The 14,136-nt window shown below is 46.3% G+C and carries 11 protein-coding genes; 7 read left to right on the plus strand and 4 right to left on the minus strand.

Features of this window, described 5'->3' with window-relative positions; all coding sequences use genetic code 11:
• Positions 1–130 precede the first annotated feature (130 nt).
• On the plus strand, positions 131–1,093 hold the full coding sequence (locus AC5JBY_RS02415; protein ID WP_495902948.1) for an AraC family transcriptional regulator: 963 nt from the start codon (positions 131–133) through the stop codon (positions 1,091–1,093).
• 147 nt (positions 1,094–1,240) lie between these two features.
• The gene (locus AC5JBY_RS02420; RefSeq protein WP_495902949.1) at positions 1,241–2,224 is read left to right on the plus strand and encodes an aldo/keto reductase; all 984 of its coding nucleotides are present in this window, start codon (positions 1,241–1,243) and stop codon (positions 2,222–2,224) included.
• A 53-nt stretch (positions 2,225–2,277) separates the two neighbouring features.
• On the opposite strand, the gene AC5JBY_RS02425 is transcribed toward AC5JBY_RS02420, so the two are convergent.
• Positions 2,278–3,468, minus strand: coding sequence for a TIGR03435 family protein (locus AC5JBY_RS02425; protein WP_495902950.1), 1,191 nt, complete (start codon positions 3,466–3,468; stop codon positions 2,278–2,280).
• 128 nt (positions 3,469–3,596) lie between these two features.
• Here AC5JBY_RS02425 and AC5JBY_RS02430 point away from each other — a divergent pair, with 128 nt between their 5' ends.
• The 4 genes from AC5JBY_RS02430 to AC5JBY_RS02445 all read left to right on the plus strand — a co-directional run bounded on the left by AC5JBY_RS02430 (position 3,597) and on the right by AC5JBY_RS02445 (position 8,604).
• The gene (locus AC5JBY_RS02430) at positions 3,597–5,096 is read left to right on the plus strand and encodes a sensor histidine kinase (RefSeq protein WP_495902951.1); all 1,500 of its coding nucleotides are present in this window, start codon (positions 3,597–3,599) and stop codon (positions 5,094–5,096) included.
• Positions 5,093–5,794 carry a response regulator transcription factor gene (locus AC5JBY_RS02435; protein WP_495902952.1) on the plus strand — a complete coding sequence of 234 codons (702 nt, stop codon included), beginning with the start codon at positions 5,093–5,095 and terminating at the stop codon, positions 5,792–5,794. Before AC5JBY_RS02430 ends, AC5JBY_RS02435 begins: the two co-directional genes overlap by 4 nt.
• Positions 5,795–6,030: 236 nt before the next feature.
• Positions 6,031–7,986 (plus strand): tetratricopeptide repeat-containing sensor histidine kinase, encoded by a 1,956-nt coding sequence (locus AC5JBY_RS02440; RefSeq protein WP_495902953.1) that lies wholly within the window; start codon positions 6,031–6,033, stop codon positions 7,984–7,986.
• Complete coding sequence (locus AC5JBY_RS02445) at positions 7,987–8,604, plus strand: response regulator (RefSeq protein WP_495902954.1); 618 nt, start codon at positions 7,987–7,989, stop codon at positions 8,602–8,604.
• Positions 8,605–9,466: 862 nt separating this feature from the next.
• Here the strand turns inward: AC5JBY_RS02445 and AC5JBY_RS02450 are convergent.
• From AC5JBY_RS02450 to AC5JBY_RS02460, 3 genes are all read right to left on the minus strand, one after another.
• The gene (locus AC5JBY_RS02450; RefSeq protein WP_495902955.1) at positions 9,467–10,120 is read right to left on the minus strand and encodes a fibrobacter succinogenes major paralogous domain-containing protein; all 654 of its coding nucleotides are present in this window, start codon (positions 10,118–10,120) and stop codon (positions 9,467–9,469) included.
• A gap of 11 nt (positions 10,121–10,131) precedes the next feature.
• Positions 10,132–10,578, minus strand: a complete 447-nt coding sequence (locus AC5JBY_RS02455; protein WP_495902956.1) for a hypothetical protein — start codon at positions 10,576–10,578, stop codon at positions 10,132–10,134.
• 281 nt (positions 10,579–10,859) lie between these two features.
• Positions 10,860–11,960 carry a right-handed parallel beta-helix repeat-containing protein gene (locus AC5JBY_RS02460; RefSeq protein WP_495902957.1) on the minus strand — a complete coding sequence of 367 codons (1,101 nt, stop codon included), beginning with the start codon at positions 11,958–11,960 and terminating at the stop codon, positions 10,860–10,862.
• 352 nt (positions 11,961–12,312) lie between these two features.
• Here AC5JBY_RS02460 and AC5JBY_RS02465 point away from each other — a divergent pair, with 352 nt between their 5' ends.
• Positions 12,313–14,103, plus strand: coding sequence for an ABC transporter ATP-binding protein (locus tag AC5JBY_RS02465; protein WP_495902958.1), 1,791 nt, complete (start codon positions 12,313–12,315; stop codon positions 14,101–14,103).
• Positions 14,104–14,136 lie beyond the last annotated feature (33 nt).

Raw genomic sequence — 14,136 nt, forward strand, 5'->3', positions numbered from 1 at the left:
ATTATGCTAATTTTCTAAATATTTAAGCCAAACGGGTGCATTTTTGTACTTATTTATAGCACAATTGTACCCTTTATGGACAGAGTGTGAGAGAAGAAAACTAACTTCAGAAAGCCAAAATCCTCAGTCAATGCCTGTAAACAACTCACTGCAACCAATTGAGCTTACCTCTCCTGAACAATTGGACAAGTTGGTAGAGAACCGGCGGGTCTACAACCTCCAGAACTGTGAGTTTAATATTTATGAAAGTTACCAACAGGCCTACAGCATACCCCTTCAGTTCAACGACCTCCTCATCAGCAGTATGGTGCGCGGAAAAAAGATCGTTCACCTTTATGATAATCCTGCTTTCGAGTATTTACCAGGTGAAACGGCCATCGTCCCTGCCAATGAGCCTATAGTAGTTGATTTCCCGGAAGCACAGTTCTCCGATCCTACCCAATGCATTGCACTGACAGTAGACACCGCTTATGTTGAGCAGATCATGCAATACCTCAATGAGTACTACAACTGCGATAAACAAGAGACGACAGAATGGACATTACAATTCAAACAATTCCATTTTACCAACGATAACCAGATCAGTACCATCATCAACAAGTTGATCCGCATTTGCAGCAGTGGCGATAAGTCGAAGAACATCTTTGCCGATCTCGGCCTGAAGGAATTATTCATAAGGCTGATGCAAAGCCAGCGCCTGATGCAGGCAGGCCCGGATGGTGCCGATAATACCAATAGCAACCGGATGCAATACGTGTTGCATTACATACAGGAACACCTCCTCGAAAAAATAGCGATTGATGAGCTGAGCCGGAAAGCCTACCTCAGCCGTAATATGTTCTTTAAATGGTTCAAACAACAGTTCGGTATTACACCCCTTGAATACATTACCCGCGAACGGATCAGGCTGGCCCGGCAACTGCTGGTCGACAGGAAGAATACCGTTACCAGCGTAAGCCAGCAATGCGGCTTTAGCGATGTCAACTACTTCATCAGGGCCTTCAAAAAATCAGAAGGCATCACTCCAAAAAACTGGCAGGAAGCCAGCTATACAGAGCCCCTCATGGGAATGCCCGTAAAAACCTACGTATAAGCAGTAAGGATATGCGATAATCCCGGTTATATTCAGGTTAACAATGGTTAAGTACTATAGTGCTGCAGGCTGTATTATTTGATAAACAGCAGGATGCACTATATTTGAGACCGAACAAAACAAGCAAACAACAACCATAGATTGGATATGCAATACAGAAAATTTCAGGCAGCACAGGTGGCCGAAGTAGGATTGGGCACCTGGCAACTGGGCAGCGCCGACTGGGGCACAATAGATAAAGAAGAAGCATTTAAAATACTCCAGACCTATGTAGACGAAGGCGGCAACTTTATCGATACCGCCGATGTATACGGAATGGGCGTGAGCGAAAAACTCATAGGAGAATTCCTCAAAACCCAAACCAAGGAATTATTTGTAGCTACCAAGCTCGGCCGCAGGCACGATGGAGCCAATGGATGGCCGCAGAACTTTACCTACGATGCCATACGCCGTCACGTGGAAGATTCACTCACCCACCTGCAGCAATCGCAACTTTTCCTGGAACAACTACATTGTATCCCCACAGAAACCATGCGGCAGGGAGATGTATTCAAACACCTCGCACGCCTGCAACAGGAAGGATTGATCCGCTACTGGGGCGCCAGCGTAGAAACTTCAGAAGAAGCCCTGCTGTGCATGGAGCACGAAGGATTGGCCTCCCTGCAGATCATCTTCAACCTGTTTCGTCAGCATGTGGCAGAAGAAGTATTTGCCAAAGCTGCAGCCAAAGGAGTAGCCCTCATTATACGGGTGCCCCTGGCCAGCGGATTACTCTCCGGAAAATTTACGGCCACTACCACATTTGCCGAAAAAGACCACCGCAACTACAATGCCGATGGAGCAGCATTCAATGCAGGAGAAACATTCTCCGGCGTTGAGTTCAGCAGAGGAGTAGCAGTGGCCGGTAAAATGAAAGAACTATTGCCTGCCGGAAATATGGCTACAGCAGCCATCCGCTGGATACTCGATCATCCCGAAGTAACTACCGTAATACCCGGCGCTTCCAAAGTGTCGCAGGTTACAGGCAACAATGCAGCCTCAGCCATGGCTTCTTTAACTGCAGACACACACAAGCAGCTAAGGGCTTTATACAACACAGAAGTATTACCATTTATACGTGGACATTATTGATGAAAGGGTGGGTCGCCCTTGAAGGGCGGCTCACCCTTTGAAAGTTGAGAACACTATTGATAAATGATCACAGCATCCATAGGCCGGGTTGTCTTCTCTACAGACAACCCGAGCTTTTTTAAGGCATCCAGTAATTCATCCCTCGTACGCATTACATAAGAAGTTTTGATATCGTACTTGCCGGTTAGTCCGGTTTCATCCACCACGGGCAATCCCAGATCATTCGCCAGGTATCCGGCAAATGCGCCTATTCCAATCCGCTTACCGTCAAAACCATTTCCAGTGAAGCTATATATTTCCTCAGCAGCAGTTGATTCCTGCAAGGCAGCGGCGCCAGGCAACCGCCGTAACACATACACAGGCATCTCCCTTTTATCCAGGCGAAACTTTATAGGCAAAAGCTTGTGCAACAACTCGCGCATGATGATCCGCAAACTATCCTTCTGTGTAGGCTTCACCAGAAGATCAAAACAATAACGCGTATCCTTATTATCGAAGTTGCAAACACTTTTTTCCGGTACCTCATAAATGAGCTGCTTAGCAGTGACCTTGTAAATGTCCATGAGCATACTGGTGACGCAGGAATTGAAATACGTACACCTTCTTCCTTCGAAACTTGTTTTTAAATAACCTTTGGACATACCGGGAATGCCCGGCCGGTAACCACTCCAGGTAAATTGGTAGCTCAAAGAACTATCCACAGCAAAAAGATCGTTTTCAATAACATCAATTTTTTTGCTGGTTTCTCCTGACGAAGGGATGACCTCCTTCCTGAGCAGCTTGTCGATCATAGATTGATTGATGGAGTGTGTTTGAACCAATGCCACAATACGGTGCTGTTGATCCACAATTGCCGCCTGCCCTACATAATCGAAAGAAAACTGTCGATACAGCCAACTGGCAGTATCGGAAACTAACCATAATGTCGAAGGCTTACGTGCCACGTATTTCTTCAGATTGTCAACTGGATCATTGGAAACACCGATTACCTGGATGTGTGAGTTGTTCTTGACTTGAAGTTTGGCAAGGCTGTCCATATCTGGCAGACAAGGCGAACACCAGGTGCCCCAGAAATTCACGATAGTGAACTTAGTGGTATACATACGCGCTTCCAGATCCCGGGTAGGCGCATTGACAACATTCCGGAAAAAAATATCAGGAAATAGATCGCCTACCTTTAAGGCAGGTTGAGCCTGAGCCGTCGCGCTACAGGCAATGATTAATAGGAAAAGTAAACTACGCATGGGGCAAATATTTTCAACAAAGCTGCCAAACCTTGCCCGGTAATTAGGTTAGGCACACTGTTAGACTTTGTTAATTTATGTTAATAGAAATGGGAGCGTTCGCCATAGCGACCTACATTTGAGTAAGCATGAACCGAAGCACCCGCCTTATAGTCATTATCTGTATCGTCGCAGTATGCGGGGTTATCCTGTCACAATCCTTATGGATCAGGGACTATTACCAGGTCAACAAAGAGCGGTTTGATAAAGAAGTAAACTATGCTTTTGAAGATGCGATCAAAATAGAGCATAAACTGCGTTGCGATACAATAGAATCCCTCATCTACAAAACACTAAAAGATACTACTGAAACCAGCATCACCAGCAAGTGGAATGAGAAAGTAGGAGCCCATGTTTACTTCATAGCCAGTAAAAAAGACACGACAGACAAATACAGCTTTTCTTCCATACACCTCAATAAACCCATACAGTCGGCAACCGATACTATGCGGGATAAAGTGGCGAGCTACTTTGCCGCAATGTACCGCAAGGAGGATCTGGAAAGAAACATCGTTTTCTTTCGGACACAGAATCTGGGCAAGCACATTACCCAATACGTAAACGACTTTACTTTTGATACCCTGCGTTTGCGGCCTGTTTTCCAAAGACTGTTGGAAGAAAAAAATATATACGAGCCATTTGCCTTCTACCTCCGGGTCGATGATAGCACCTTAAACCGGAGCCAGTTTCCCGATAGTCTGCAAAATAGATATCCTGTTATCACAAAATCATATCCTACCTATTCCTATAAAAAAGAGGCATCATACGTGCGCGCCATGTTCCATAAGCCGGTGCGCTATATGAGGAGTAAAATGACAGGAATAGTGATCGCGTCTTTCGTTCTATTGGCCATAGTGGTATTTGCGATCATCTACCTAATACAAGTCATCAGGCGCGAGAAAAAACTATCGGCCATCAAAAACGACTTCATCAGTAACATCTCCCATGAGTTGAAAACCCCGATTGCTACCGTGACCGCTGCTGTAGAAGCACTGGAAGATTTTGATGCCCTCCGAAGCCCCGATAAAACAAAACGTTACCTGAAAATTTCCCGATCCGAATTACAGCGACTCGGAGACCTGGTCAATAAAATACTGAACATATCCGTCTACGAGCGACAGGACTTTGAACTGAAGCATGAGCCGGTGCAAGTCAGTACAATGATCGAAGAGATCATCAACAAATATTCGATAGGAGGAGAGAAACAGGTTATTATAAACTATGTCAACACAGCAGAAACAGATGTGGTGCTGGCAGATAGGCTGCACCTGTACAATGCCATCAACAACCTGGTCGATAATGCAGTAAAATATTCCGGCCCCAGCGTTACCATCGACATCAGCTTTTACCGGGAGAAAGAATACTACATCATCGTGGTGAAGGATGATGGTATCGGCATTGCTGCCGGCGACCTGCCCTACGTATTCGATAAGTTTTATCGCGTCCCTTCAGGCAATATCCATAAAGTAAAAGGACATGGACTGGGACTGAGCTATGTAAAATATATTATGGAGAAACACGGTGGCTGGTGCCTGGCCGAAAGTCGCCCCGGAAAAGGCAGTACCTTTAAATTAGGATTACAGGCATGATAGCAAAGCAAACCAATATCTTATTTGTGGAAGATGAGCTAAACCTGGCCGAGATCGTCCGTGAAAGCCTCGAAAGCCGGGGCTTTTCAGTTACCCATCATGCCACCGCTACCGCTGGCCTTGAAGCCTATTACAGCAGCCGGCCCGATATATTGATACTCGATGTTATGCTGCCCGATGCCGATGGTTTTGCCCTTGCCCGGCAGATCAGGACTACCGACATGGAAACCCCGGTCATTTTTCTCACCTCTAAATCGTTGCCACAGGATGTGGTCACAGGCTTTGAAAGCGGCGGCAATGACTACCTGAAAAAACCATTCAGCATGGAAGAGTTGGTAGTGCGCATCAAAGCCCTTACGAGTAAAAGTCGTACACTCTTTGGAGAAATGGCCGATCCGGATATACCGGTAATGATCGGTACCCAATATACCTTCCACTACAAACAAGCCTTCCTGAAACGAAAAGAAGATATCATATCACTAACTGCCCGGGAGGCAGAGCTGCTGAAGCTGTTCCTGCTTAATAGAAACCAGGTGATAGATCGTAAATCCATTCTGCTGCACATCTGGGGCAACGACGACTTCTTCACCGGTCGAAGCCTCGACGTATTCATCACCCGCCTGCGCAAATACCTCCGGCACGATCCTGAAGTAAGGATCATGAACATTCGCGGAATAGGCTATAAACTCATCGGATAAAAAAGGCCGCCTCCGTAGAGACAGCCCTTGGAAACCACCATTTCCTTTTCCTGTTATATTGCCTGTAAAGGAAATTCTGTTTGATGTTGACCTCGGCTGTAAAAATATTATCTTCAATAACGCTTTCCTATCCCTTAAAAGGAGGAGATTGATAAAAAATCACGGAAAAAAGGGAGATGCCAGCCTGCCCGGAATTTGTTTATTTGTTATACGACTGTTTTGAATTACTTTCCTGTATGCGTAAGATATCCCCTATAACCCTACTCATATTCATCCTTGCCCTCACCACACAGGCGCAGAGCGATAAGCGCGACAGTCTGCTGAAAAAACTCCCCCTGGCCAAAGAAGATTCGGCAAAAGTCTTGCTACTCCTCAACATTGGCGAAAGCTATGAGAACAGCGAACCCGAAATGTCGAAGAAATATTACCACCAGGCCGGAGAGCTTGGCAGGAAACTGAATTACAAGTTTGGGGTTTACAAGCAGACGGTACTATTTGGCAATATATACCTGATACAAGGCCACCTTGATTCAGCACTCCACTACCAGCAGGAAGCATTATCCCTGGCTGAAAAAATGAACGATTCCCTCAGCATAGGGATCTCTTTGTTCAACATTGGCATCAACTACCGCGAGCGGTCCAATTTTGAAAAGGCAATCGAATATTGCCTCAAGGGAAGAAAGATTATAGATAAGCTGGGCAACAAGGGCCTGGAGGTGCAGGTAGATGATGCTTTGCAGATACTCTATTTCAACCGGACGGAATATGTAAAAGCGATTGAATTTGGACAGAAGGCTGTACAGGCGTCAAGAGACCTGAATGACAGACCCTTCCTTGCCAAAACACTCATAAATCTATCCCTTAGTTATAACCTTACCGGAGCGCTGGACAAGTCGATCGTTTTGCTGGAGGAAGCGTTGAAAATTGGTAAGGAATATGGCGACCTGCGGGTGATAGCCACCACCTTGCAAAACCTGGCCGATGTAGCGCTCAATAAAAGAGATTTCCAATTGGTTAAAAAATATTCGCAAGAAAGCCTGGCGATCAGCCGGCAATTAGGGGCAGTAGATGGAGAGATCACCTCTCTCCGTGCCATTGCGGTCACACACCTGCAGGAAGGAAGGCTCGGACTTGCACGCCAATACATAGATACAGCATTGGCATTGAGCAAGGCCAACCATTACAGGCTGGAAGAAGTAAGCGCCTATCGGGTAATATCGGCTATTTCGTATGCAGAGAGGAACTATGAACAAGGACTGGTGTACAATGATAAAATGGTCGACACGTTGGAATCAATGGTTAAAGAAGTCCTGTCACAACAGTCGGCAGAGTTGGAAAAGAAATACGAAACAGAAAAGAAAGAAAGCCGGATCAAACAACTCGAAGCAGAACAAACCGTACAACAATTGAAGCTGCGGCAAAAAAACATTATTAACTATATACTCATTGGTGGAGCCATCACCCTATTGGTCATCGTATTACTTTCCTGGCGCAACTATCGGCAAAAGCAGATATTGCACGAAAAGCGGATCAATGAATTGGAAACGGAGAAACAACTGGCTGCTACCGAAGCTGTGCTCAAAGGAGAAGAGCAGGAGCGTACCCGCCTTGCAAAAGACCTTCACGATGGGTTGGGCGGCATGCTGTCAGGCATAAAATACTCATTTAATACTATGAAGGGAAATCTGATTATGACGCCGGAGAACCAGCAGGCATTCGAGCGGGGGCTCGATATGCTCGACAGCTCCATCAATGAAATGAGGCGTGTGGCCCACAACCTCATGCCCGAAGCATTGGTAAAATTTGGATTAGATACCGCATTGAAGGACTTTTGCAATGATATCAACCAGTCGGGAAGCATTAAAGTACGCTACCAGTCTGTTGGCTTGGCAGAAGTACCTGCAGAATCCAATACCGCCATTACCATCTATAGGATCGTACAGGAATTGGTAAATAATATATTGAAACATGCGGCGGCAGCCACAGCGCTCGTACAGGTTGAAAAGAACGATGCCAATATAACGATCACAGTAGAAGACGACGGAAAAGGATTCGATACAGCTACTATCAAACAGGCGAAAGGAATAGGGTGGGATAACATTTACAGCAGAGTGGCCTACCTGAAAGGAAAGATCGATGCGCAGTCCGAACCCGGAAAAGGAACTTCAGTATTAATAGAACTACCAGCATAAATGGCTATAAAAGTATTTATTGTCGACGACCATTACCTGGTCATAGAAGGTATCCGCTCACTGATGCAAAGTGAGCCGGGCATAGAATTGATTGGGCATGCTACCACGGCCGCCTCCTGCATGTCCTTCCTGCAGCAACACAGCCCTGATGTGATCTTCATGGACATCAACCTCGGAGAGAACAGCGGCATAGAGCTTTGTAAGGAAGTCAAAACAAAATACCCGGGCATCTTCATCCTTGGATTGAGCACCTTCAACCAGCAGAGTTTTATACAGAAAATGATGGACTATGGCGCCAGCGGGTACGCATTAAAAAGCGCCAGCCGCGAAGAACTCATAGAAGCCGTCAACACGGTCGTAAAAGGAAAACTATACTTCAGCCACGAAGCAAGCCGTACCATGCGTAAAACGGAGGATACCGACACGCCCGTACTCACCCGCCGTGAAAAAGAAGTATTGAATCTCATAGCAGAAGGGCTCACCAACAACGAGATTGCAGAAAAACTCTTCATTAGCACCACCACGGTAGATACCCACCGTAAAAGCCTCCTCAGTAAACTAAACGCAAAAAACACCGCCGCCCTGATCCGCATCGCCACCCAGTTGCAGCTTATTTAAAAGACAATGTACTCCAGTCTCCGGTATAAAGAATACCAACGGTATACATGAAGCATGGTAAAGGCGCACTTTTCTAAAACGTAAGCCTTCAGCCATTTGACGAAGATCAACCAATCCTGATTGGTCAGGCCGCTTCAAGCGGCCAGACTGATCAACTGGTCCATATAAAGACCATATCCTGCAAATTCTTTTTACCCCCATTCAGACATTTCGTAAATTCAGGATACATAAAAATCCCAATCCAATGAAACAAATTGGCGGCCTCTGCTATCCGCTCGTTAAGACTATTGACGACCTCGTTTTCTACAAATTGTGCGACGAATACTACGCTCGTAAAAAAAGTACGCTAAGCGGTAAGCGTGTTAAAAGCAGCCCGGAATTTAAACGAACCATGCTCTGTGCCAGCCTGCTGGTGCGTGCGTCCAGAATTGGGGCCGTAATATATAATGCGTTACCTCCAGGCTGGCGACAGTTCTGGATGTATCGCAGCTTTACAGGTGAAGCACTTATCTTATTGCAAGACAATTCTTTCAGCGATGAAGAAGTGAAAGCATTGCTGCAGAAATGTTACGTTGAATACTGGGAACAGCGTAAAGCAGTTGATCCGGATAATCCCATCTTTCAACCCAGGCCAAAAAAGATCAGGACGCCAAGAAAATACAGTGAGGAATCCATACAGCGCATGCTGAAACGGAAAGGTAAAGATGGCAAACCTAAATGGAGAGATCCGGAAGAAGAAGAAAGAAAACGTCTCAGGAAAGCCATGAACGATGCGTGTTATGAACGCACGATGGAGAAGCAGGAAAAGATGCTGCAGCAAGCTAAGCAGTCAGGCCGCTTCAAGCGGCCAGACTATTCCCATTCAATCCCTGATACACCTCACCGACAACCCATACGTAAGATACTGTGTGTCCCTTCTTACATCCGCAAAGGCATTAAAAAACCGTGGGCTCCACGCAAACAGTTCGAAACTGCCCGCCTTGCTCCACCAATAGCCATTACTGCCGAGCGTATGAAAACCACCATTCCCGCCAGAACGGTAACCACCCGGCAACGCCGAAAAGCCGCTCGCATTCGTGGCCCCGGCATTGGGATACAACCAACGGATAACACCGGTTGATTTCATGTGGCCACCGGCCAGTGTGTCACCCTGCAAATGGTGCAGCAGCTTTTCTATGTCTGCTGCTGTAGGAATATGCCAGCCTGCCGGCGCAATATTCCGGCTGTCCTGTACAGCATACCAGTTATACAACCTTCCATAATTAAGGGTGCTCGAATCAATATTCCCATAACTGCAATAAGCGCCATCTTTTACAGAGCTCCAATGCTGATTGTCGGTGACAAGCCGGATGCTGTCACCATTACGATATCTTGTTACCCGTAAATTCTCAGCCATCCATACCTGATCGCCAATTCGAACAGTATTATAAACATTGCCATCGATATCAGTGACAGTATGAGCGTTATTGCAGCTGCACAGCAAAAAGACTACTATGACAAACAGCATGAATTTCATAAAACGTTATTTTATATCGTTTCGAAAATGGCAACTTGCTTCCCATCCCAGTAAAAAACACAAACCCGGTTCTCGAGATGCAGGAGATTAATACCATTAGATGGAAGAACGAGCGATTTGATCGCCGGGTATGCCACATCGATCTGTCCCGGCGGTTCCGGCAACAGACAATGCTGAAGCCCATCAACCTGATCAGCCGTAGTCCTTTTTAGATTATTGAACACCACGTGCGTGAAGGAGTCTGCCGTACCCAACAGGATCACAAGTTGCACCGAATCCCGTTGCTTTAACAGTACACCATAATCAACAAGCTGATCATCGTTGAGGTCTACGGCAGTGAAATAAGGAACGACAGAGAGATTATAAAACGACCAGAAGCTGGTGTTGTAATCAGCTGTAACGGGAATCTTCCACCCCGGAAAATGGGACGCCATATAAAGCTGTACTTCGTCAGGCATATCTGAGGTTGTTATCACAAATTGATCATGCGCTTTTACCAAAGACTTTCTTTTCTTCGGCGGGGGCCAGGTACTTTGATCAGAACAACCTGCTGAAATTGCCAACAGGAAAAACAAAAAGACACGCATCATATAATGTTAGAATGAAGAAGAGGAGAATAAAGATCGTATGTCTGCCTGATATGATCAGCAGGCACACGACCTTTAATCAATGCAGTCAATAGTTGCCAATTATTTTAAACGTATTATATAGCAAAAAGCAAGCATGCAGAACCACACAACTACCAGGAGCCGTTGGCTGCTGTATAAGTTTGACCATTCACCTTAGTAGTACAGCCACTGGTACGCACGTGTTGAACATTCGGGTGTCCACCACTCACCGTACCGCCATTGACCTTGGTGTTAGAAGCATCCTCGAGAAAGATGCCATGACTGGTAGAGTTGGCGATGTCCACCGTAGTAACGGTGGCGCCATTACTGCCAGATACACTGAAGAAACCCCGGCCGCTGTTGCGCGAATAAACTTTGGCGCAGGTTACACTGGGGCCATTATTATTGGCCACCCGGAAAGTGGCATAGCCACCCCCGTTACAATTGTAATTACCGGTAACAGTACCTACAGAACCGTTTTTAGATTGATTCAGTAATATACCACAACCAAAATTGTTGCTGGAAGTGACATTGCCGATAGTAAAACCATCGAGTCCATACGTCTCAACCGACATATCACCACCGGTGATGTTGATATTGCCACTGATGGTAAGATTTTTGGTAGCAGCAGTACTATGATCAACCCGGATGCCCAGTCCATATTGGCCCGAGCCATTGGTAAGATTCATCGTGATATTACTGATGATCATATTCGTACAACCCTTGAACCAGATACCATAGCGAGGGTTACCCGCCACCCTTAAGTTCTTTACTTCGATCTGCGTTTTGCGATCAGCCTGAACAGGCACGATTAGCAGATCATTACTATTACAGGTGAAAGTAGTGCTGGAAAAATCGAGCCCGGTATAACTCTGCATGTTTACAGCCTTTACCGAGCCGCCCGAGTTACCGGAACTGCCCGAATTTTTGATCGTGACCCATTCCTTGGTAGTGCGGCCGGGTGTGAGACCGGCAATGGCAGCATTGATAGCCGCGATGTAATCATTGCCAAGGTACTTTTGTGCACCGCTGACCATAGCGCGCCATTGGCCACTGCTCAGTTTCACAACTTCGCCACTGGCTACAGCCATTACAGTACGTTCATTGTCAGAAGATGGATCGGGAGAGTCGGAGATCGTTAGTTGGTCTTTGTTACAGCCTGCAGCAAGAAGGATGACTGCTGTTACGATGCAGGCGATCAGCATGCGCTGAGGCATCATAAGCCTTTTCATAAGAAAAAATTTGATGGTAAGAAATCGTTAAAACAATTGGCATCTTAAATATTCAGAATATTCCCCAAAACCGCATCCTGTCCCGTTCTGCATTCGTGTCAAACTGACAATTTAGTACGTGTAATCTCTTATCCGGTAAATACTATCAAAATAAGCATACTGTGGAGACCGAATTGCCCGGCCCTTTAGGGCCGGGGTTACAGTAACAGGTTTTTACTGGGCTTTAGCCCAATTGTTTATCGAAGCAAAAGCACTGCCGATTGCCGACCCATTCCGTAACTTTAGGCCCGTTAAAATATTTCCCCGCCCCATTCGTCTACGGAGACAGGAGAAATACCAAACACAATAGATTATGGCGCGACGCAACCACGATATACCGAAAGCTAAATTCACAAGGGACAACCTGAAAGAATCCCTGCTCATCTTTACATACATCAAACCCTACATGGGTAAATTCATTACAGGACTGGTTTTCATTGCACTGTCCTCCGGAACTACCATGGCCTTTCCTTACCTGTTGAAACAGCTCATCAACAGCGCCAATGGAAAAGCAGACCCGCCATTCACCACACCAGGTATTATTGTGAGTTGGATGTTTGCGGTGCTTGTCGTTCAGATGCTCTTCTCCTTCCTGCGTGTATACCTTTTTACTTCTGTAGGAGAACATGCCGTAGCAGATATGCGCCGCGATATCTACAAAAAAATGATCACCATGCCCATGGACTTCTTCGCACAGCGGCGGGTAGGCGAGCTATCAAGCCGTATCAGCAGCGACCTGTCGCAGATACAGGACGCGGTCACCACCCTGCTGGCTGAAGTATTACGTGGTGTACTGGTGCTGGCAATAGGTATAGGGCTAATCCTGTACATATCAAAGGAGTTGACAGGCGTGATGCTGTCTGTATTACCCGTCATCATTATCATAGCCATCATCTTTGGCCGCTTCATACGTCGCTTCTCCCGGCAAACACAGGACCAGTTGGCCGATTCCAACATCATCGTTCAGGAAACGCTGCAGGGCATCAGCAACGTAAAATCATTTGCCAACGAATGGTTCGAGATCGACCGGTACACCGGCAGTCTGCAAAAAGTAATTAAGATGGCTGTTAAGAGCGGTTTATACCGCGGTATGTTCGTATCCTTCATGCTTTTCAGCGTGTTTGGTACCATCGCATTGGTGATATGGTATGGCATCAGTCATCTTGACTTTGGCAACCTCACAGCCTTCGTCGTGTACACAGCCTTTGTAGGCGGCAGCATGGCTGGCTTTGCCGATCTCTATGGACAACTGCAAAAAACGATGGGAGCCACACAGCGCGTGCGTGAACTATTGAAAGATATACCCGAACAGGTATCTGAAAAAGAAGAACCTTTACAACCCGAACATACCCTGCATGGACAAGTAACTTTAGAACAGGTCGCATTCAATTATCCGTCACGGGCCGATGTAACAGTATTGAAAAGCGTATCCATCACAGCCATGCCCGGTGAACAAATAGCGATCGTAGGCCCAAGCGGAGCAGGTAAATCAACCATTGCAGGACTGTTGCTGCGCTTCTATGAACCCACAGGCGGAAAATTACTGTTCGACGGAAAACCTGCAACCAGTATACCGTTGACACAATTGCGCAAACAGATCGCCCTTGTACCGCAGGATATCCTGCTCTTTGGAGGCACTATTCGCGAAAATATACTCTACGGAAAGCCAAACGCAACGCAGGAAGAAATAGAAGAAGCGGCAAAGCAGGCACATGCACACGAATTCATTAAAAGCTTTCCCGAAGGATATGAAACAGTAGTAGGAGAGCGCGGCGTCAAACTTTCCGGAGGCCAGCGTCAGCGCATTGCTATAGCACGCGCCATCCTCAAAGATCCTGTTATACTCATACTCGATGAAGCCACGAGCTCACTCGATGCAGCATCAGAATCCCTCGTACAGGAAGCATTAGACAACCTCATGAAAAATCGTACCTCCTTCATCATAGCACACCGCCTGTCTACCGTGCGCAGTGCCGATAAAATAGTAGTCCTCGAAAAAGGAGAGGTCAGAGAATTTGGTACACACCAGGAGTTGATCAACCTGCCCGATGGATTATACAGAGAACTTAATCGTTTACAATTGGAGATAACAGGAGTGGAGTAAGCTATATTGGCGCGAAAATAAGCCTGGTTGGCA

Source organism: Paraflavitalea sp. (assembly GCF_059502485.1).

Bases quoted from the DNA above. Each gene is read 5' to 3' on its own strand.
- AC5JBY_RS02415 (WP_495902948.1), top strand. From the start codon at position 131: ATGCCTGTAAACAACTCACTGCAACCAATTGAGCTTACCTCTCCTGAA.
- AC5JBY_RS02420 (WP_495902949.1), top strand. From the start codon at position 1,241: ATGCAATACAGAAAATTTCAGGCAGCACAGGTGGCCGAAGTAGGATTG.
- AC5JBY_RS02425 (WP_495902950.1), bottom strand. From the start codon at position 3,468: ATGCGTAGTTTACTTTTCCTATTAATCATTGCCTGTAGCGCGACGGCT.
- AC5JBY_RS02430 (WP_495902951.1), top strand. From the start codon at position 3,597: ATGAACCGAAGCACCCGCCTTATAGTCATTATCTGTATCGTCGCAGTA.
- AC5JBY_RS02435 (WP_495902952.1), top strand. From the start codon at position 5,093: ATGATAGCAAAGCAAACCAATATCTTATTTGTGGAAGATGAGCTAAAC.
- AC5JBY_RS02440 (WP_495902953.1), top strand. From the start codon at position 6,031: ATGCGTAAGATATCCCCTATAACCCTACTCATATTCATCCTTGCCCTC.
- AC5JBY_RS02445 (WP_495902954.1), top strand. From the start codon at position 7,987: ATGGCTATAAAAGTATTTATTGTCGACGACCATTACCTGGTCATAGAA.
- AC5JBY_RS02450 (WP_495902955.1), bottom strand. From the start codon at position 10,120: ATGAAATTCATGCTGTTTGTCATAGTAGTCTTTTTGCTGTGCAGCTGC.
- AC5JBY_RS02455 (WP_495902956.1), bottom strand. From the start codon at position 10,578: ATGCCTGACGAAGTACAGCTTTATATGGCGTCCCATTTTCCGGGGTGG.
- AC5JBY_RS02460 (WP_495902957.1), bottom strand. From the start codon at position 11,960: ATGAAAAGGCTTATGATGCCTCAGCGCATGCTGATCGCCTGCATCGTA.
- AC5JBY_RS02465 (WP_495902958.1), top strand. From the start codon at position 12,313: ATGGCGCGACGCAACCACGATATACCGAAAGCTAAATTCACAAGGGAC.